Genomic DNA, 18,642 nt, shown 5'->3' with positions numbered 1-18,642 from the left:
TCACGTCGTGCGAAAGCCCTTACAGGGACGGGTACAGCGGGTGCTTCGCCGCCAGGACGTCGACCCGGCCGCGGAGTTCCGCGAGGTCCGGGGACGCCTGGAGGGCCGAGGCGATGATGTCCGCGACCTCGGTGAAGTCCGCCGCGCCGAAGCCCCGGGTGGCCAGCGCGGGCGTGCCGATCCGCAGGCCGGACGTCACCATCGGCGGGCGCGGGTCGTTCGGGACGGCGTTGCGGTTGACCGTGATGCCGACCTCGTGCAGCCGGTCCTCGGCCTGCTTGCCGTCCAGTTCGGACTCCACCAGGTCGACCAGCACCAGGTGCACGTCGGTGCCGCCGGTCAGCACCTTCACGCCGGCCGCCGCCGCGTCGGGCTGGGACAGCCGGTCGGCCAGGATCTTCGCGCCCTCGACCGTGCGGCGCTGGCGGTCGGCGAACTCGGGGGACGCGGCGTGCTTGAACGCCACCGCCTTGCCCGCGATCACGTGCTCCAGCGGACCGCCCTGCTGGCCGGGGAACACCGCCGAGTTGATCTTCTTCGCCAGGTCGGCCTCGTTGGTCAGGATCACGCCGCCGCGCGGGCCGCCGAGCGTCTTGTGCGTGGTGGTGGTGACGACGTGCGCGTGCGGCACCGGGCTCGGGTGCAGCCCGGCCGCGACCAGGCCCGCGAAGTGCGCCATGTCCACCATCAGGTAGGCGTCCACCGAGTCGGCGATCCGGCGGAACTCCGCGAAGTCCAGCTGCCGGGGGTACGCCGACCAGCCGGCCACGATCAGCTTCGGCCGGTGCTCCGCCGCCAGCCGCTCGACCTCCGCCATGTCCACCCGACCGTCCACGTCGGACACGTGGTAGGGCACGACGTTGTACAGCTTGCCGGAGAAGTTGATCCGCATCCCGTGCGTGAGGTGGCCGCCGTGCGCCAGGTCCAGCCCGAGGATGGTGTCGCCGGGCTGGAGCAGGGCGACCATGGCGCTCGCGTTGGCCTGCGCGCCGGAGTGCGGCTGCACGTTGGCGAAGCCCGCGCCGAACAGCTCCTTCACCCGCGAGATCGCCAGCCGCTCGATGACGTCGACGTGCTCGCACCCGCCGTAGTAGCGCCGGCCGGGGTAGCCCTCGGCGTACTTGTTGGTCAGCACGGAACCCTGCGCCTGGAGCACCGACACCGGGGTGAAGTTCTCCGAGGCGATCATCTCCAGCGTGCCCTGCTGCCGGCCCAGCTCGGCCGCGACCGCCTCGGCGACCTCCGGGTCGAACTCCGCGAGGGAGGTGTTGAAGTGCTCGGACATGTGGTCTCCCTACGAGTTTCGCTTGTAGAACGGCAGCGCGACGACCTCCACGGGCTCCTGCTTCCCCCGGATGTCGACGGCCAGCTCGGTGCCGGGCTCGGTGTGGCCCGGGGTCACGTACGCCATCGCCACCGAGTAGCCCAGCGTCGGCGACAGCGCGCCGCTGGTGACCTCCCCGATGGGGGAACCGGACGCGTCGAGCACCGGGTAGCCGTGGCGGGGGGCGCGCCGGGAGGTGGTCTTCAGGCCGACCAGCCGCGCGTCCACCCCCTGCTCGGCGACCCGCGCGAGGGCGTCCCGGCCGACGAAGTCCTCCGGCTTGTCCAGCTTCACGACGCGGCCCAGGTTGGCGTGGAACGGGGTGCGGTCGGCGCTGAGCTCGTTGCCGTACAGCGGCATCCCGGCTTCCAGCCGCAGCGTGTCGCGGCAGCCCAGGCCGGCGGGCCGGAGGTCGTGCGGCTTGCCCGCCGCCAGCAGCGCCTGCCACACGTGCGGGGCGTCGGCGGGTGCCAGGAACAGCTCGAAGCCGTCCTCGCCGGTGTAGCCGGTGCGGGCGAGCAGCGCGGGGCGGCCGGCCACCTCGGTCGGGTACGAGGCGTAGTACTTCACCGCGGCCAGGTCGGTGGCGGTCAGGCCGGACAGGATCGCGGTGGACGCCGGGCCCTGCACGGCCAGCAGGGCGTAGTCCACCGACTTGTCCTCGACCGTCGTGTCGAAGCCCTCGGCGCGCTCGACCAGGGCGGCGGACACGACCGCGGCGTTGGACGCGTTCGCGACGACCAGGTACTCCTGCTCGCCGGTCCGGTAGACGATCAGGTCGTCGATGACACCGCCGTCGGCCTGGCAGATCATGGTGTAGCGGGCGCGCCCGACGCCGATCGCGGACGCGTTGCCGACCAGGGCGCGGTCCAGCGCGCGGCCGGCTTCCGGGCCGGTCAGCACGATCTCGCCCATGTGGGTCAGGTCGAACAGGCCCGCCGAGGTGCGCACGGCGTGGTGCTCGGCCAGCTCGCTGTCGTAGCGCAGCGGCATCCGCCAGCCCGCGAAGTCGGTGAACTGGGCGCCCAGCGCCTCGTGCTCGGCGTGCAGTGGCGTCCGGCGGGTTTCCACGGGGTCCTCCCTGGTGGCGGGCACGGCAACGGGACCGACCGGGCCGGTCGGGCTGCCGCTGAGAAGGATGACACGGTCCATCGGAGACTCCTCGTCGAGTGAGCCTCCCCCTCTGTCATGAGCCTGAGAGCTTCGCCGCGCGCAGCGCGCGGCTTGCACCGTGGGCGAGGCGTGACGCCTGCTTTCCAGAGTTGCCTTCGTCGGGCGGTAGCTGTGCCTGAGAGATTCCGGGGAGGAGTTGCTCCTTCGGCGCCCCTGGTGGGGACTCTCCCGCGCGACATCGACGGCCGTGTTCAGTTGGTACCGCCAGACGCTAGTTGTGCCTGGTAGGCGCGGTCAACCAAGAGCCGGTCACAGGGCGCGTTCCGCCCGGACGCTCTCGACCACCTTGCGCTCGGCGTAGAACGACACGAACGGGATGGTGCCCGCCAGCAGCACCAGCGCGGTGCCCTTGAGCGACCAGCGCGCCTTGAGCGCCAGGTCCACGGTGAAGACCAGGTAGATGGCGTACAGGAAGCCGTGGACGGGGCCGACGACGGCCATCATGCCGGGGTTGCCGCCGATGTACTTGACCAACATGGCGACCACGAGCCCGAGCAGGCCGACACCGACCACGTAAGCCATGAACCGGAACCGGCCCAACGCACCGCTCATCGCCCTACCGACCGCCTTCGCTCACCGCTGGTCCCGCGCGTGGAGTTCCCGGAGGTAGCGGTTGTAGGCCGCCAACTCGTCGTCCTCGTCGTCGTGCGCGGGTGTCCTGACGTGCTCCACGGTAGCCACCGGCTCCGGGGCTGCCGCCACCGGCTCCGGCGAGGCGTCCTCGGCTCCGCGCCGGTCGGCGAGCTTGCGCATCCGCCACACCACGAACACGGGGAACAGGCCGAACAGCGGCCACTGGAAGACGTAGCCCAGGTTCTGGAACGTGCCGCCCGCCTGGGAGAACCGCTCCCACTGCCAGTACGCCAGGCCGCAGCAGACCACCAACGACGCCACGCAGACGGCGGCGATCGCCAGCCTCTTGGGGGTCAGCAGGGTGCCGGGCACCCTGCCAGGGTACTTCTCGCCGGCGCGGTTCCCGTCGGAAGGGGCTCCTCGCACAGGAGCCCGCCCTCCCGGTTCGCGCTGGTATCCGACTGCCCGGGGACGGCCGCGCCCGGGTCGCGAAGCCGCTGCGCGACTTCGACCACCCGCTGCCCTACCGGTCCCGAGTCACGTCGCGCCCCTCACGGGCGCGACGCCCGAACCTCACGCAACGCCGTCCCGGCGCTGCCGCTGCAACCTGGCCACACACCAGGCCGCCGCGCTTCCCCGACGCAGGTGCTGGAGCACCGTCATCGGTCCGAGTCGACGTCCCAGGTCGGCGGGCGTGAGCCCGGCCGCCCGGTAGTCGAGAGCGCGCTGGTCCAACGGGCTGATGCCCGCGTCCCACCACCGCTCCGCCTCGGACAGGTCGCCCACCAGCTGCCAGTAGCTGGCCGCGGCGGCGAGCAGGACCTCGGGCACCTCGGGCGCCCGCTTCCTCATCGCCGCCACGTAGGCCGGATCGGCGGACTCGACCTTCACCAGTCCGCGCGGCCCGCCGTTCGCCCGCTGCACGGGGATGCCCGGCGCGGACGGCGGGGCCTCGGCCAGCCACTCGTCCTTGATCCGGTTCACCTCTTGCAGCTCGGCGTCGTCCGAGCGCTCAGCCGCCCACTGCCGCAGCAGCTCGTCGACTCCGGAGTCCTCGACCATTCTGCCTCCTCGTCGGTCGAAGATCAGCCAATGCAGCGCACCGTATTAGCGGGTACCGACAACCGCTAGACCCCGGATTGTCAAAAACCCTGTTACCAGGGCGTTATAGCCCTCATTCCACCCAGACGGTCCAACGCGGAGATCCGACCGTCACCGGCGGTGATCGGACCGCCGGCCATCCCGGGAGCGGACTAGTTGAACAGGCTCCGGACGAACGTGATGATCGACTCGGCCCCCTGGCGGAGCCAGCCGATCGCGGTCTTCACCGCTTCCGCGGACTGGTCGGGCTGGGTGATCAGGAGGAACAGCAGCAGCGCGACGGCTGCCAGCGTCACCACCTTCTTGACGTTCACGAGTCCCTCTCCGTCCGTTCACAGGTGCCCGGACGGCGGGCTCCGTGCCCGCCGTGTTACCCGCCATGCTCCCTCATTCACCCGGACGATGAGCGAGGAACCCGCCCCCATCCCACGTCCGGGCGTAGGATCCACCAGGGAGCCACGCCTGAAGCCCGGCGCCTGTCACCCGAACGGACGATCAAGCGCTCTCGGGCCCCGGCCGATGACCAAGATACGGGCCACTCGCCCACTCCCTCCGGCACCGACACCGAGGTTCCGCGACATCTTCAGCACTCCGCCGCAGACCGCGTAGATCACCCACATGCGCCGAACCGCACACCGTGCGTCATTAGGCCGACACCGGCCGTCCTCATTTCTCGCGCGCACCCCGAGCGATTTCTCGCGCCCTTTTTCCGGCGCCGGGCATCCCTCTCCCGAGCGTCATCCCCAGGGCATCCCATCCCCTGGGCATCACCCTGGGGCACGTCATCCGACGACACCGGCCCGCCGCAGTTGCGCGATCTCCGCGTCGGACAGCCCCAACGCCGTCAGTACCTCGATCGTGTGCTGCCCGACCGCCGGCGGCACCGAGGGTGTCTCCGCAGGCGTGCGGTCGAAGCGCGGCGCGGGCGCGGGTTGCGCCAATCCCCCCACCTCGACGAACGTGCCGCGGGCGGTGTTGTACCGGTGCCCCGCCGCCTCCTCGGGCGTCAGCACGGGCGCCAGGCAGGCGTCCGTCCCCTCCGCCAACGCCGTCCACTCGTCCCTCGTGCGAGTGGCCACCGCCTCGGCGATCCGCGCCCGCAGCGCCGGCCACTGCGCCGGGTCGTGCCGGTTCGGCACGTCCGGCCCGGTCAGCCCCAGCAGGACCAGCAGGTCCGCGTAGAACTTCTCCTCCAGCGCGCCGATGCTGACGTACTTGCCGTCGGCGGCGGCGTACACGTCGTAGAACGGCGCCCCGCCGTCGAGCAGGTTGGTGCCGCGTTCCCCCGGCCACGCCCCGGCGGCCTTCATGCCGTGCAGGAACGTCGTGAGCAGCGCCGCGCCGTCCACCATGGCGGCGTCCACCACCTGCCCGCGCCCGGACCGCTCGCGCTCGTACAGCGCCGCCAGCACGCCCGTCGCCAGCAGCAGCCCGCCGCCGCCGAAGTCCCCGACGACGTTCAGCGGCACGGTGGGGGGCGCGCCCGCCCGGCCGATCGGCTCCAGCGCCCCGGCCACCGCGATGTAGTTGAGGTCGTGCCCGGCGCGGTCGGCCAGCGGACCGTCCTGGCCCCAGCCGGTCATCCGGCCGTAGACCAGCCGGGGGTTGCGGGCCAGGCACTGCGCCGGCCCGATGCCCAGCCGCTCCGCCACCCCCGGCCGGAAGCCCTCGACCAGCACGTCGGACCGCTCGACCAGGCGCAGCACCAGGTCCGCGCCCTCCGGCCGGCGGAGGTCGACGCCGATCGACCGCCGGCCGCGTCCGAGCACGTCGCCGGGCACGCCACCGGCCGCGTCGGTGCCACCGGACACCCGGTCGACGCGGATCACCGACGCGCCGAGGTCCGCGAGCACCATGCAGCCGAACGGCGCGGGCGCGAGGCCCGCCAGCTCGACCACGCGCAGTCCCGCGAGCGGCCCGCCCACTAGAGCGACCTCGCGATGATTTCCTTCATGATCTCGTTCGTCCCGCCGTAGATCTTCTGAACGCGCGCGTCCGCCCACGCGCGCGCGATCGGGTACTCGGTCATGTAGCCGTAGCCGCCGAAGAGCTGCACGCACTCGTCCACCACGACGCACAGCCGCTCGGTGGACCACCACTTGGCCATCGCCGCCGTGGGCACGTCGAGCTCACCCTTCAGGTGGGCCTGGATGCACTCGTCGACGAACGCGCGGGTCACCCTGGCCTCGGTGGCGCACTCGGCGAGCTTGAACCTGGTGTTCTGGAACTTGATCAGCTCCCGGCCGAACGCGGTGCGGTCCTTCACGTAGTCCACGGTGAGCTCGACGGCCGCCTCGATGCCCGCGACGGACGCCACGGCGATGATCAGCCGTTCCTGCGGCAGTTGCTGCATGAGCTGGATGAAGCCCTGGCCCTCGGACGCGCCGAGCAGGTTGTCGGCGGGCACCCGGACGTCGTCGAAGAACAGCTCGGCGGTGTCCTGGCCCTTGAGTCCGATCTTGTCCAGCACCCGGCCGCGCCGGAAACCGGAGGTCAGCGGGGCCTCCACGACCAGCAGCGAGATGCCGGTCGCGCCCTGGGCCGGGTCGGTCTTGGCCACCACGATCACCAGTTCGGCCTGCGCGCCGTTGGTGATGAACGTCTTGGAGCCGTCGATGACGTACTCGTCGCCCCGACGGATCGCGCGCGTCTTGATGTTCTGGAGGTCGGAGCCGCCGCCCGGCTCGGACATGGCGATCGCGCCCACGTACTCGCCACTGGCCAGCTTGGGCAGCCAGCGGTGCTTCTGCTCCTCGGTGCCGTAGGCGAGGATGTAGTGGGCCACGATCCCGCTGTGCACGCTGTTGCCCCAGGCGCTGTCGCCCGCGCGGGCCTGTTCCTCCAGCAGCACCGCCTCGTGCGCGAACGTGCCCCCGCCGCCGCCGTACTCCTCGGGGACGGACACGCACAGCAGGCCGAGCCCGCCCGCCTTGGTCCAGAACTCCCGGTCCACCTGCTTCTGGGCGGCCCAGCGCTCGTGGTTCGGGACCGATTCCTTCTCGAGGAACGTCCGGGCGAGCTGACGCAGCTGGTCCAGGTCGTCGGTCATCCAGGCGGAACGGCGAGTAGGCATGGTGTCGACGGTCCCACCGGCACGGGTCTCCCGCCATGACCGCCACACCCACAACCGGCCGAGGTTCGTGAGCACAATTGTCAGGGGTGTGCGCAACACTGCGGGCATGAACCTCCGAAGGTTGTCCCCCGCGGACTGGGCGACGTGGCGTGACCTGAGGCTCACCGCACTGGCCAGCGACCCGCAGGCGTTCGGCTCGGCGCTGTCCCGCGAGCAGGACTACGACGAGAGCCGCTGGCGGGAGGTGCTGCACCCGCGGTGGGGGGTGAAGGTCGTCGCGGAAGCGCCGGAACCGGTGGGCCTGGTGGCCGGCGTGCCCCATGAGGACCACGACGACGTGCTCTACCTGTACTCCATGTGGGTCAAACCCCGATTTCGCAGGCGTGGGGTCGGCGAGGCCCTGGTGGCGGAAGTCCTCGCCTGGGCGCGCGAGCACGGGTGGCGGCGCGTGCAGCTGCGGGTGTTCCGGGGCAACGTGGCCGCCCGGCGGCTGTACGAGCGGCTGGGCTTCACGGGCGAGGGTGAGGTGATGAACCTCGCGGTGAGCTAATAAGTCAGTCCCCGCGGTCATGGGCTTGCGGGCCGCGACTGCCTACCGTGGCAGCATGAGCGAAGCCTTGATCTTCGACGCGGTGCGCACACCGCGTGGCAGGGGAAAGCGCGGTTCGCTGCACAGCGTGAAGCCGATCACCCTCGCCTCCGGGGTGCTGTCGGCGCTGGCGCGGCGCAACGACCTGGACACCTCGGCGGTGGACGACGTGGTGTTCGGCGTCGTGTCACCGGTCGGCGAGCAGGGCTCGGACATCGCCCGCACCGCCGTGCTGGCGGCGGGCTGGGACCTGCGGCCGGCGGGCGTGCAGCTGAACCGGTTCTGCGCGTCGGGTCTGGAGTCGGTGAACCTGGCGGCGGCCAAGGTGGCGTCCGGGTTCGAGGACCTGGTGGTGGCGGGCGGCGTGGAGTCCATGTCGCGGGTGCCGATGGGGTCCGACGGCGGCGCGTGGATGGCCGACCCGGAGACGAACCTGGCCACGAACTTCGTGCCGCAGGGCGTGAGCGCGGACCTGATCGCCACCCTGGAGGGCTTCAGCCGCGAGGACGTGGACGCGTTCGCGCTGAAGTCGCAGCAGCGGGCGACGCTGGCCCGGGACAAGGGCTACTTCGACCGGTCGATCGTGCCGGTGGTGGACCAGAACGGGTTCGTGGTGCTCGACCACGACGAGGCCATCCGGCCGGAGACCACGCTGGAGGGGCTGGGCGGGCTCAAGCCGTCGTTCGCCTTCCACGGCGACCTCGGGTTCGACGCGGTGGCGATCGACCGCTACCCGTCGGTGGAGCGGATCGACCACGTGCACACGCCGGGCAACTCGTCGCAGATCGTGGACGGCGCGGCGGCCATGCTGATCGGCAACGCCCGGACGGGCCGGGACCTCGGCCTCACGCCGCGCGCGCGCATCCTGTCCGTCGCGGTGGTCGGCTCGGAGCCGACGATCATGCTCACCGGCCCGGCCCCGGCGGCGCGCAAGGCGCTGGACCGGGCGCGGCTGTCGGTGGAGGACATCGACCTGTTCGAGATCAACGAGGCGTTCTCGTCGGTGGTGCTGAAGTTCCAGCGGGAACTGGACCTGCCCGACGAGAGGGTCAACGTCAACGGCGGCGCGATCGCCATGGGCCACCCGCTGGGCGCGACCGGCTGCATGATCCTGGGCACCCTGCTGGACGAGCTGGAGCGCCGGGACCTGCGCCGCGGCCTGGCCACGCTGTGCGTGGGCGGCGGCATGGGCATCGCGACGATCATCGAGAGGGTCTGATGGCGATCCACTACGAGCGGGACGACGAGGGCATCGTCACCCTCACCATGGACATGTCGGGCTCGGCGAACGTGATGAACGCCGAGTACCACGAGGCGATGGGCGAGGCCGTCGCACGGCTGGAGGCGGAGCGGGACGACATCACCGGTGTCGTGCTGACCTCGGCCAAGAAGACCTTCTTCGCGGGCGGCGACCTGAAGCTGCTGATCCGGCTCACCCCCGAGAACGCCGCGGAAGCGCTGGGGTTCCTGGAGGACGTCAAGAAGCAGCTGCGCCGGCTGGAGCAGCTCGGCAAGCCGGTCGTGGCGGCCGTCAACGGCAGCGCGCTGGGCGGCGGCTTCGAGATCGCCCTCGCCTGCCACCACCGCGTCGTGCTGGACGACGACCGGATCAAGGTCGGCCTGCCCGAGGCGACGCTCGGCCTGCTGCCCGGTGGTGGCGGTGTCACGCGCCTGGTGCGCCTGCTCGGCGTGCAGCCGGCACTGCCGTTGCTGATGGAGGGCAGGCAGCTGCGGCCCGCACGGGCTCTGCAGGCCGGGATCGTGCACGCGTTGGCCTCGTCCGGGGAAGACCTCATCGCCCAGGCACGTGCGTGGATCAAGGCGAACCCGTCGCCCCGGCAGCCGTGGGACGAGCCCGGCTACGCGGTGCCGGACGTGAAGTTCGGCGACCCCGACGTCTACGGCCTGCTCGCCGCGGCGCCCGCCGTGCTGCGCAAGAAGACCCACGGCGTGTACCCGGCCCCGGAGAAGATCCTGGCGGCGGCGGTCGAAGGCGCGCTGGTCGACTTCGACACCGCGCTGCAGATCGAGGGCCGGTACTTCGTCGAACTGGTCACCGGCCAGGTGTCGAAGAACATGATCTCCACGTTCTGGTTCCAGCTCAACGAGATCGGGGCCGGCCGCTCCCGTCCGTCCGGTGTGGACGCCACGAAGGTCACCAAGGTCGGGGTGCTCGGCGCGGGCATGATGGGCGCGGGCATCGCCGAGGTCAGTGCGAAGGCCGGTATCGAGGTCGTGCTGAAGGACGTGACCCTGGAGGCGGCCACCAGGGGTGCCAACGGCATCCCGGGCATCACCCCCACCGACTCCGACGCCGACCTGGCGGGCTGCGACCTGGTCATCGAAGCGGTGTTCGAGAACCGCGAGCTGAAGAACGAGGTGCTGCCGGCGGCGGAGTCCGCTGCCCTGCCGGACGCGGTCATCGCGTCCAACACGTCCACCCTGCCGATCACCGGCCTGTCCTCGGCGGTGAGCGACCCCACCCGTTTCATCGGCCTGCACTTCTTCTCACCCGTGCCGAAGATGCGGCTCGTGGAGATCATCCGTGGCGAGAAGACGTCCGACGAGACCTTGGCGCGCGCCTTCGACTACGTGCTGCAGATCGGCAAGACCCCCATCGTCGTCAACGACAGCAGGGGCTTCTACACGTCGCGAACCTTCGGCACCTACGTGACCGAGGCGACGTCCATGATCGCCGAGGGCGTCAAGCCGGCCCTCATCGAGAACGTGGCCAAGCGCTCCGGCATGGCCGTCGGCCCGTTGGCGGTGTCCGACGAGGTCACCCTGACCCTGCAACTGAAGATCCGCGACCAGACCCTCGCCGACGACCCGTCGATCGCCGGCGCGCTGGGCGACCACCCGGCCTTCAAGGTGCTGGAAGAACTCGTGGCGGAAGGCCGCACCGGCAAGGCGGGCGGCGGTGGCTTCTACGAATACCCCGAGGGCGCCAAGAAGTTCCTGTGGCCCGGCCTGGCCCGCTACGCCCGGGACGACGCCGGTGTGACTGAGCAGGACGTCGAGGACCGACTGCTGTTCATCCAGTCCCTGGAAACCGTGCGGTGCCTGGACGAGGGCGTGCTCACGTCGGTCGGCGACGCCAACGTCGGCAGCGTCTTCGGCTTCGGCTTCGCCCCTTGGAGTGGCGGCACTCTGCAGTTCGTCAACTCCTACGGCCTCACCGAATTCGTGGAACGCGCCGACTACCTCGCCGACACCTACGGCGAACGCTTCCGCCCACCCGCTTCGCTCCGCGAACGAGCCACCAAGGGCGAGAAGTTCTGACGTAGCAACGAAGGGAGCCCAGCTTCAGCCGCGCACCGCGCACACCCCTACCCTGCTGTGTGTCATCCCCGTATGGCCTGCGCGCAGCGAACCACGCTTGTCTTGGGGGTGCAAGCACGCTCTTCGCTTGCACCCCCAAGACAAGCGTGGTTGTCTTTGACCAGGACATGCGGGGATGACACACAGCACCACGCCCGCAAAGCTCGAAGAGCTTTGCCCCCATCCTTGGCGGTCTGCCCGTCCGGCGAGGACTCTATTCATACTTGGTACCGCACGGATCTTAGAAATAAGAGCGACGCTCGCCGCTTGGCAGACCTCCGGGGAGGAAAAACGGAAGGGCGTCGTGTTCTCCCCGTATGGCCTGTCAAAGACCACCACGCTTGTCCAGGTAGTGCAAGCGGTGAAGCGTGCTTGCACTACCTGGACAAGCGTGGTTGCCCTGCGGGCAGGCCATACGGGGAGAACACGAGGCGACAGGTCTGTGTGGCGCGCACACAGGCGTTGAAGCCGGTGTGCGCGCTGTGTCAGGCGTTGGTAAGGGTTTGTCGGTCATGCTGCCTTGCGGGCCCATTGGGGCCAGGCGGTGGTGATGTCGGTTCGTTGGGTTGCGCCGTTGACGGTTACTGCGACCGTGGCCTTGCCGGGTCGTAGCGCGGTGAGTGTGCCGGTGGCCGGGTCGAGCCAGGCGACGTGCCAAGGGCGCATACCGTCCCGCTGTCCGATGTGGACGTTGAGCGATCCCTTCCAGTCGGCGCTGACCGGGTACTGCACCGGGACCTGCCGTGCGCCCTGGGTGATCGACGCGCTGAGCTTGGCGGGTGAGCCGACGCGGACCGTTCCCGGTGCGGTCAGGGTGAGCGCGTCGACGTGAGGTCGGACCTCGGCTGCGATCCAGTCCTGACCCGGCCGTGGTGACGGGTCGACACCGAGCAGGGACCAGCCCGAGAAGCCGCCTTCGGCCGGGGCCTTGCCGGAGTTTCCGTTGATCAGGTAGGGCACGCCGTCCACCCTCGACGCGTGGAACGTGCCGACGTGCGCACCGATGAACATCGCTCCCTTCCCCGTCGCACGGCGCAAGTCCGCCAGCCAGTCCTCCACGACGTCGGCCTCCAGTCGGTCGTTCAACTGGCTGCCCTTGGTCGGGGTCGGGTCGCGTGGCGGGTGGTGTTCCACGACCACCACCGAGTGCACCGCGCCGTGGTCGCGCAGGGCGTTCCGGAGCATCACGGCCTGGTCGAACCCACCGCCCCGCAGGGTTCCGGTGGACGAGTCGAGCAGTACGAACCTGGTTCCCTTGTGGTCGAAGACCCTGTTCGTGGTGCCGAACTCACGGCGGAAGTTGTCGATCGTGCCGGGGCCCATGATCTCGTGATTCCCCGGCACGTAGTACCAAGGCAGCTCGTCACCCAGCTCCTCGGTGAGGACCCGCCGCGCCAACGCGAGGTCCGCAGGTGCCGCCTCGTCCACGAAATCGCCGTTGACGACCACGAAGTCGGGCTTCTGCGCCTTGATCTCCCGCAACGTCCGCCGCGCCGAACGGACCAGGTCGCTGTCCGGGTTGCGGGCCACGAACTGGGCGTCGGACATCACCGCGAACCGCCACGGACGGTCGCCGACCGTGCCGTCCTGGACCACCACGCGGTCCGATACCGGCTGTGCCGCGGGGAGGTCGACCGGCGGCGGGACCTTGGCCACGATGTCGTCCACCAGCACCTCACCGGTGTACTGCCGGTCGGCCTTGGTCTCGATCGTGTAGAACCTGTTCACCCGCAACGGGAACTCCAGCTCGGCGGGCACCGGAACCTCCAGGTGGCGCCAACCGGTCCACGTGATGTACGGCCCGTACAACGACCGCGTCAGGCCGGCGTTGTCGGTCACCGTGAACGCGGTCCACTCGCCACGGCCGTGCCCGTACACCCACGCCCCGAGCGTGAGCGGCTGCCCTTCCACCACGATCGGCTTCGGCGGGATGGCATACGCCGTGCGGGTTCCGGTGGACTGGCTGAAGTCGTAGGAGAGCTTCAACCCCGCCCCCGTACGCCCCTCGGCGACCGGTGTCACCGAGCCCGAGCCCCGGGCCGAGCCGAACGTCCACGACCCGCCGTCGTCGAAGCCGGCGACCAGCTTCTCCTCCAGCCCGACGGTCACCGGCACCCGCACCACGCTCGAACCGACGCGAGCGGTGACGGTCGTCGCGCCGGCCCGCAGAGCTTTGACGCGCAGAGCACCGTGGTCACCGGCCGCGATGTCGACCACCGAACGGTCATAGTCCAACCCGATGTCATCAGGCTCGATCGGAGCGGTGGAACCCTCGGCGTCGTGGCCGACGACACCGATCGCGCCGGTGCTGCCGATCTCGGCGAGGCTGAGCCGATTCGACGTGGCCGACAGCCGCGTCAGCGGCCCGAGCACGGTCAATTCGACCTCACCGGTCACATTCCCCCGCCGCGCGATCGCCTTCGTGGTGCCCTTGGCAAGCCCGCGGAACACCCCGTCCGCCACCCACCCGACATGAGGCCGCGACGACTGCCAGAGGTGCGCCTTGTCGCGCGCGGGCCCGTAGGTCTCGTCGTACCCGTCGGCCACCAACCGCCGGGTCAGACCGGGGAACACCCGTTCCGGACGACCCCCGGCCACGGTGTCCGCGCCCGGCGCCCGCCGGGGGTCGATCGCGGTGCGGGTCCAGAACCCGGTCAGGTTCCCGCTGCCCTCCGGCGCGTAGAGCGCCAGGCCGTTGGGCACGGGTCGTTCACCGCCGTCCGACGGCGTGTTCTCCACGGCCACCGCATCCGTGCCGGGGGTGCGGGCGAGCATGGTCGACGAGCCGCCGCCGTCCACGTTCAGGGCGTTGTGCGCGCCCATCTCCTTCAGCATCGACGCGACGTCCCGGAGGTTCAGCCCCAGCAGGAACGGAGCCTGCCGGCCGTCCACGGTCAGCAGGAACATCTTCTTGCCGTCCGCCGAGAACCCGACCGCCGTGCGCGGGTGCAGCGGTTCTTCCGGCGCGACGACCACACCGTCCTCGAGCAGCAACTGGTTGCCGCCGATCGCAGCCTTCGGCGTGCTGCCGTCCCCCGCCTTCGCGGTGTAGTCGACGGTAACCCGCTGCCCCGGCACCAGGCCCGCCAGCGCGTCCGCGCCCGCCTCGCGCCCGACCAGGAGGTAACCGTCCGCAGGGATCGGATCGTCACCCGCCCCGGTCCGCAGCTCCGTGACGATGTCGTTGCGCACCACAACTTCCGTGACCTGGGTGGCATCCCGCACCGCACGGGCACGGCTGTAGGAGCCCCACAGCGGGTTGAACACACCGACCGCGCCGGCACCGATGGACGCGCTGTTCAGCTGGGCCAACGGGATCGTGCCGCCGTCGGCCCGGGTGACCCGGCCGTCGAACAGGACGTCCATCACCCGGCCGATGCCGGCGGCGTCGATGCCGACCGCGCGCCGGTGGCCGGCGGCGGGCGACTTGACGGTGGTGCCGTTCCGGATCCCGACGCCTTCAGGGGCGTTGGAGTTGTTGATGTCGAAGAAGTCCCCGTTCACCGCGGCGACCGCCCGGTCGCGGTTCGCCTGCACGGACAGGGGTTCGGCGCTGGTCACGTGCCCGGGGTGCAGGTAGTCGACCTTCGTGCCGGCGGTCAGGTCGACGGTCAGCGCGTCGCCGCGCACCCAGCCGCCCGCGTCGCCCGGCTCGTACCAGTCGAAGGAGCTCAGCGACACACCCGGCGCGACCGGCCGGGTGGTGCGCACGGTCTCGATGCGCCGCGCCGGATCCACGGCGGACCTGGTGGAGACCGAATCGGGCAGGTCGAGCACACCCACCGACGGCGTGGTCGGCTCCGCGGGTGCCGCCTGGGCGGGCGGGATCGGGATCAGGGCAAGGACCAGGGCCGCCGCGAGCGGCCACGCACGTCTGGACACGGGATCTCCCGCAGCAATGTGGTGAACTGGTTTCTCGCTGCAAGTCCACCCGGTTGACAGTTGTCCGGATACACCCGTTCGGCCGTAATCAAAGCGTCGAACAGCCTACCCGGTCACTGGCCGGCAGCTCCGGTCCGGTACGCGCCAGGGCTGTTCCCCGTCCACCGCTTGAACGCCCGGTGAAAAGCGCTCGCCTCGGAGAAACCCAGCCGCAGCGCCAACTCCTCCACCGACTCACCGCCGCGCACCAGGCTGGCCACCGCCTGGTCGCGCAACAGCTGCTCCCGCACCTCGCGGAACGACGTCCCCTCCGTCGCGAGCTTGCGCCGCAGCGTCGGCGCGCTGACCCCGAGCCGCGCGGCCACGTTCTCCAGGCCCACCACCCCGCCGCCGAGCATCCGCCGCACCTGGCTCGACGCGTCCGCCCCGTAGTCCCGCCGGGACAGCAGCTCCGCGGGCGAGTTGCGCAGGAACCGCCGCAGCGCGGCCTCGTCCTGCACGACCCGCATCCGCAGGAACCGGGTGTCGAACGTCAGCACGGTCTCCGGCGCGGAGAACCGCAGCGGGCACCCGAAGATCAAGTGGTACTCGGCCGCGTGCGGCGGCTCCGGGTACGCCAGCTCGACCGCGCGCAACGGGATGCGCCGGCCGATCAGCCACGACGAGAACCGGTGCCACAGCACCAGCAGCGACTCGACCAGGAACCGGTCCGGGTCGTCCACGCCCTCGGCGGCCAGCGTGAACCGGGCGACGCCGTCCCGCTCGGCCAGCGCCATCGACGGCCGGACGTCGAACAGCCCGTAGAACGCCAGCCCGCGCCGCAACGCGTCCTCCAGCGACGAGCAGTGCACCGCGAGCAGGCACATGGTGGGGAACGTGCCGCGCTTGCTGCGCTGCGGGCCGAAGCCCATGAACTCGTCGTCCAGCGCTTCCCAGAGGACCTGGACCAGCCTGCTGTACTGGGCGGGCGTCACCCGCGCGCGGTCGTCCGCCAGCAGCGCCTCGGGGATCCCGGCCGACGCGAGCAGCCCTGGAACGTCGTGCCCGTGCCGGACAGCGCCGCGGAGAGCGGCCGTGACGTAGTGGATCGCGATGGTCCTCGTGAGCATCGCTCACAGTGTGACAGGACCGGGGAACGGCCGAGTGCGGCGGCGCGGTGTGGGGAGAGAGAAGGTACCGCGCCGCCGCACCCGGTGGCCCACCCCAGTGAGCCGGCGCCTCGTCGGTGGGGCATCCGCCCGCCCATCGACGAGGGACGATGTGGCGCTCACCACTTTAAGTGGTCTAGACCAGATGCGTCAATAGCGCGAAGAGGCTATATCTGGTCGAGACCAATGCGTTCCGGTTCCGGCCGGTGTCACGACTGTTCCAGCGGTGCGACGGCGAAGCCGGCGGAGAACCTCTCGCACCAGATCACGACGCTGCGCACGGTTGCCAGGTCGGCGCCGCCGGGCACCTCGTACACCTGGTTGCCGCGGTTGGCCTTCAGCTTCCCGAGGTTGGTGAAACCGGAACCGAACGCGGATTCCGCCGAGTCGGACGGCTTGTCCGACAGGTACACGTACAGGTCCGGGCCGTCGCTGGTGTCCAGCGCCTCGAACTGCACCGCGTGGCCGCCGCCGGGCAGCCGCACGAGGGTCGCGCTGCCGGTCGTCTCGTGCTCCAGCGACCGGAACGGCCCCGACGCCAGGGCGACCGGACCCGCGGGCGCAGTCGTCGTCGGTGCGGCCGTGGTCGAGCCGGCCGTCGTCGAGCCGGTGGGGGTCGATGTCGAGGTGGGCACCAGCAGGGCTTCGTCGGCGGTGCTGTCGGTGACCAGCCGCCAGGGCTGGAACAGGTACAAGCCCACCGCCAGTGCCACCACCAGCACCGCCGAGATCCCGATCACGACTACCCGCTTGGACATCGCACGCCCTTCCGTTCCGCCGGTTTTGTCAACTCTGACGAACCCGGCACCCGTCAGAGTCCCGGAAACGGCTTACGAAGTTCTGACGTCTCGCTGGACGCGGGTTAGGGTCGCCGCGTGGGTGAACGGACCGGGCTCGCCGTGGTGGCCGCGCTGATGCTGGGCTGCGCGGCGTTCGGCCCGTTCCCGCACCCCGTGCCGCTGCTGTTCGTGATCGCCGCCGCCGGCGCGGCCAACGCCGCCTTCCCGCTGATGCGCACGTTCGGCTCGGCCCTGCTGGGCGGGGTCGCGGCGGCCGGCGTGGGGGTGGCCGCGGTGCCGTTCGTGACCTGCTCGTCCGAGCGGTTCACCGAGGTCTTCACCTGCACGGCGGACGCCCCGACCTGGCACCTGACCGGCTCGGTGCTGGTCGCGGGGCTGTCCGGGGCGGCCCTGGTACTGGCCCGGGTGCTCGGCACCGCGAGCCTGGAGCGCAGGCTCGCCGCGATCGAGCGGGCCGTGGAGGAGCGGAAGTGAGCTTGACCTGGCGGCAGGTCGCCGCGTGGCGCGTCCGTGCGCACAGCCTGGACGTGCGGCGACCCGCCGAGGACGCGCTGGACGTGGTCTCGGAGCTGTGCGGGCTGCACGCGCAGCTGATGTCCTCGGCGGAGGCGACGCTGCACGCGCGGGTCGACGGGCTCGCCCCGGACTTCGTGGCGAACGCGCTGTGGGAGGACCGGACACTGGTCAAGACGTGGTCCATGCGCGGCACGCTGCACCTGCTGCCGGCCCGCGAGTACGCGTTGTGGCAGGCCGGCTTCGCGACCTACGAGCACTACCTGAAGCCGGTCTGGTACCGGGGCTTCGACATCACCGCCGAGGAGCTGCGGGCGTTGCTGGACGGCGTGGCGGAGGCGTTGGAGGGGCAGTTGCTGACCCGCAACGAGCTGGCCGACGAGGTGGGGCGCCGCACGTCGCCGCGGATCGGCGAGAAGCTGCGGGAGAGCTGGGGCGCGTACCTCAAGCCCGCGTCGTTCCAGGGGCGTCTGGTGTTCGGGCCCGGCGAGGGGCAGTACGTGCGGTTCACCCGGCCGGACACCTGGATCGACATCGGGGAGGCTCCGCCGGACGCGGTCGCCGAGATCGCCCTGCGGTTCCTCGCCCGGCAGGGACCGGCGACCCGCGAGGACTTCGCGCGCTGGTGGGGCGTGAAGCCGGCGGAAGGCGGCCGGGTGTTCAAGGCGTTGGGCGACCGGATCACGCCGGTCGACGTGGAAGGTGCGCCGCACTGGGTCCGCACCGATTCCATAACAGCGTTGCGGGAAGCCGGACCGGTGACCGGCGTGCGGCTGCTGCCCGCGTTCGACCAGTACGTGGTGGCCGCCACCAGGCACGCCGAGCACTTGCTGGCCGGCGGCACACCGGACCGCGTCTACCGGCCGCAGGGCTGGCTGTCGCCGGTGCTGCTGGTGGACGGCCTGATGGCCGGCGTGTGGTCGGCCGAGCGCAAAGGTCGCCGGACGACCGTGACCGTAGAGCCCTTCCGCTCGTTGTCCGCAAGGACGCGGAAAGCGGTGCTCGCGGAACTCGACCGGGTGGCCGGGTCGCCGGAGGTGACCTGGATCGGCTGAGACCCGCCGATCAAGCGGTACTGTTTCGCCGCTGCACCATTTGCGCCAACAACGAGAAGTACGCCAGCGACGAGAACCCGGAGGTCGGCC

16 protein-coding genes and 2 riboswitches are annotated in these 18,642 nt (G+C 70.9%); of the genes, 5 read left to right on the top strand and 11 right to left on the bottom strand.

Annotated features, from left to right (window positions below; translation table 11 throughout):
- Positions 1-19: 19 nt before the first annotated feature.
- The 8 genes from glyA to FHS29_RS12020 form a co-directional block, all read right to left on the bottom strand.
- Positions 20-1,285 (bottom strand): serine hydroxymethyltransferase, encoded by a 1,266-nt coding sequence (glyA, locus tag FHS29_RS12055; RefSeq protein WP_184690664.1) that lies wholly within the window; start codon positions 1,283-1,285, stop codon positions 20-22.
- A gap of 9 nt (positions 1,286-1,294) precedes the next feature.
- Positions 1,295-2,395 (bottom strand): glycine cleavage system aminomethyltransferase GcvT, encoded by a 1,101-nt coding sequence (gene gcvT / locus FHS29_RS12050; RefSeq protein WP_312864898.1) that lies wholly within the window; start codon positions 2,393-2,395, stop codon positions 1,295-1,297.
- Between the two features lie 105 nt (positions 2,396-2,500).
- Positions 2,501-2,589: riboswitch (glycine riboswitch) on the bottom strand.
- A 1-nt stretch (position 2,590) separates the two neighbouring features.
- A riboswitch (glycine riboswitch) is annotated at positions 2,591-2,678 on the bottom strand.
- Between the two features lie 68 nt (positions 2,679-2,746).
- Positions 2,747-3,049: a DUF3817 domain-containing protein gene (locus FHS29_RS12045; RefSeq protein WP_184690662.1), complete on the bottom strand. Its 303-nt coding sequence runs from the start codon at positions 3,047-3,049 to the stop codon at positions 2,747-2,749.
- Positions 3,050-3,070: 21 nt separating this feature from the next.
- Entirely contained in the window at positions 3,071-3,442 is a 372-nt protein-coding gene (locus FHS29_RS12040; RefSeq protein ID WP_184690661.1) for a hypothetical protein, read from the bottom strand.
- A gap of 201 nt (positions 3,443-3,643) precedes the next feature.
- Entirely contained in the window at positions 3,644-4,132 is a 489-nt protein-coding gene (locus tag FHS29_RS12035; RefSeq protein WP_184690660.1) for a helix-turn-helix transcriptional regulator, read from the bottom strand.
- 191 nt (positions 4,133-4,323) lie between these two features.
- Positions 4,324-4,485: a hypothetical protein gene (locus FHS29_RS12030; RefSeq protein ID WP_184690659.1), complete on the bottom strand. Its 162-nt coding sequence runs from the start codon at positions 4,483-4,485 to the stop codon at positions 4,324-4,326.
- 468 nt (positions 4,486-4,953) lie between these two features.
- On the bottom strand, positions 4,954-6,096 hold the full coding sequence (locus FHS29_RS12025; protein WP_184690658.1) for a CaiB/BaiF CoA transferase family protein: 1,143 nt from the start codon (positions 6,094-6,096) through the stop codon (positions 4,954-4,956).
- Complete coding sequence (locus tag FHS29_RS12020) at positions 6,096-7,244, bottom strand: acyl-CoA dehydrogenase family protein (protein WP_184690657.1); 1,149 nt, start codon at positions 7,242-7,244, stop codon at positions 6,096-6,098. The genes FHS29_RS12025 and FHS29_RS12020 overlap by 1 nt, the downstream gene beginning before the upstream one ends.
- A 106-nt stretch (positions 7,245-7,350) precedes the next feature.
- Here FHS29_RS12020 and FHS29_RS12015 point away from each other — a divergent pair, with 106 nt between their 5' ends.
- From FHS29_RS12015 to FHS29_RS12005, 3 genes are read left to right on the top strand one after another with little or no spacing between them, the layout of a single operon-like run.
- Entirely contained in the window at positions 7,351-7,794 is a 444-nt protein-coding gene (locus FHS29_RS12015; RefSeq protein ID WP_184690656.1) for a GNAT family N-acetyltransferase, read from the top strand.
- Between the two features lie 55 nt (positions 7,795-7,849).
- A complete protein-coding gene (locus FHS29_RS12010) occupies positions 7,850-9,052 on the top strand; it encodes an acetyl-CoA C-acetyltransferase (protein WP_184690655.1) in 1,203 nt (400 codons plus the stop codon).
- Complete coding sequence (locus tag FHS29_RS12005; RefSeq protein WP_184690654.1) at positions 9,052-11,115, top strand: 3-hydroxyacyl-CoA dehydrogenase NAD-binding domain-containing protein; 2,064 nt, start codon at positions 9,052-9,054, stop codon at positions 11,113-11,115. The genes FHS29_RS12010 and FHS29_RS12005 overlap by 1 nt, the downstream gene beginning before the upstream one ends.
- A 549-nt stretch (positions 11,116-11,664) precedes the next feature.
- Here the strand turns inward: FHS29_RS12005 and FHS29_RS12000 are convergent.
- From FHS29_RS12000 to FHS29_RS11990, 3 genes are all read right to left on the bottom strand, one after another.
- Positions 11,665-15,036 (bottom strand): phosphodiester glycosidase family protein, encoded by a 3,372-nt coding sequence (locus FHS29_RS12000; protein WP_184690653.1) that lies wholly within the window; start codon positions 15,034-15,036, stop codon positions 11,665-11,667.
- 113 nt (positions 15,037-15,149) lie between these two features.
- Positions 15,150-16,145, bottom strand: coding sequence for an AraC family transcriptional regulator (locus tag FHS29_RS11995; RefSeq protein ID WP_184690652.1), 996 nt, complete (start codon positions 16,143-16,145; stop codon positions 15,150-15,152).
- A 248-nt stretch (positions 16,146-16,393) separates the two neighbouring features.
- The gene (locus FHS29_RS11990) at positions 16,394-16,942 is read right to left on the bottom strand and encodes a DM13 domain-containing protein (protein WP_184690651.1); all 549 of its coding nucleotides are present in this window, start codon (positions 16,940-16,942) and stop codon (positions 16,394-16,396) included.
- A gap of 117 nt (positions 16,943-17,059) precedes the next feature.
- Between FHS29_RS11990 and FHS29_RS11985 the strand changes: the two genes are divergently transcribed.
- Together FHS29_RS11985 and FHS29_RS11980 are read left to right on the top strand one after the other, a co-directional pair.
- The gene (locus FHS29_RS11985; protein WP_184690650.1) at positions 17,060-17,458 is read left to right on the top strand and encodes a hypothetical protein; all 399 of its coding nucleotides are present in this window, start codon (positions 17,060-17,062) and stop codon (positions 17,456-17,458) included.
- Positions 17,455-18,552, top strand: coding sequence for a winged helix DNA-binding domain-containing protein (locus FHS29_RS11980; protein ID WP_184690649.1), 1,098 nt, complete (start codon positions 17,455-17,457; stop codon positions 18,550-18,552). Before FHS29_RS11985 ends, FHS29_RS11980 begins: the two co-directional genes overlap by 4 nt.
- The last annotated feature ends 90 nt before the right edge of the window (positions 18,553-18,642 follow it).

Origin of the sequence: Saccharothrix tamanrassetensis (genome assembly GCF_014203665.1) — a bacterium.
In the GTDB taxonomy this organism is placed as follows: Bacteria; Actinomycetota; Actinomycetes; order Mycobacteriales; family Pseudonocardiaceae; genus Actinosynnema; species Actinosynnema tamanrassetense.
Note: the sequence above shows the minus strand (reverse complement) of the source record. Positions and strands in the feature narration are given on the sequence as shown.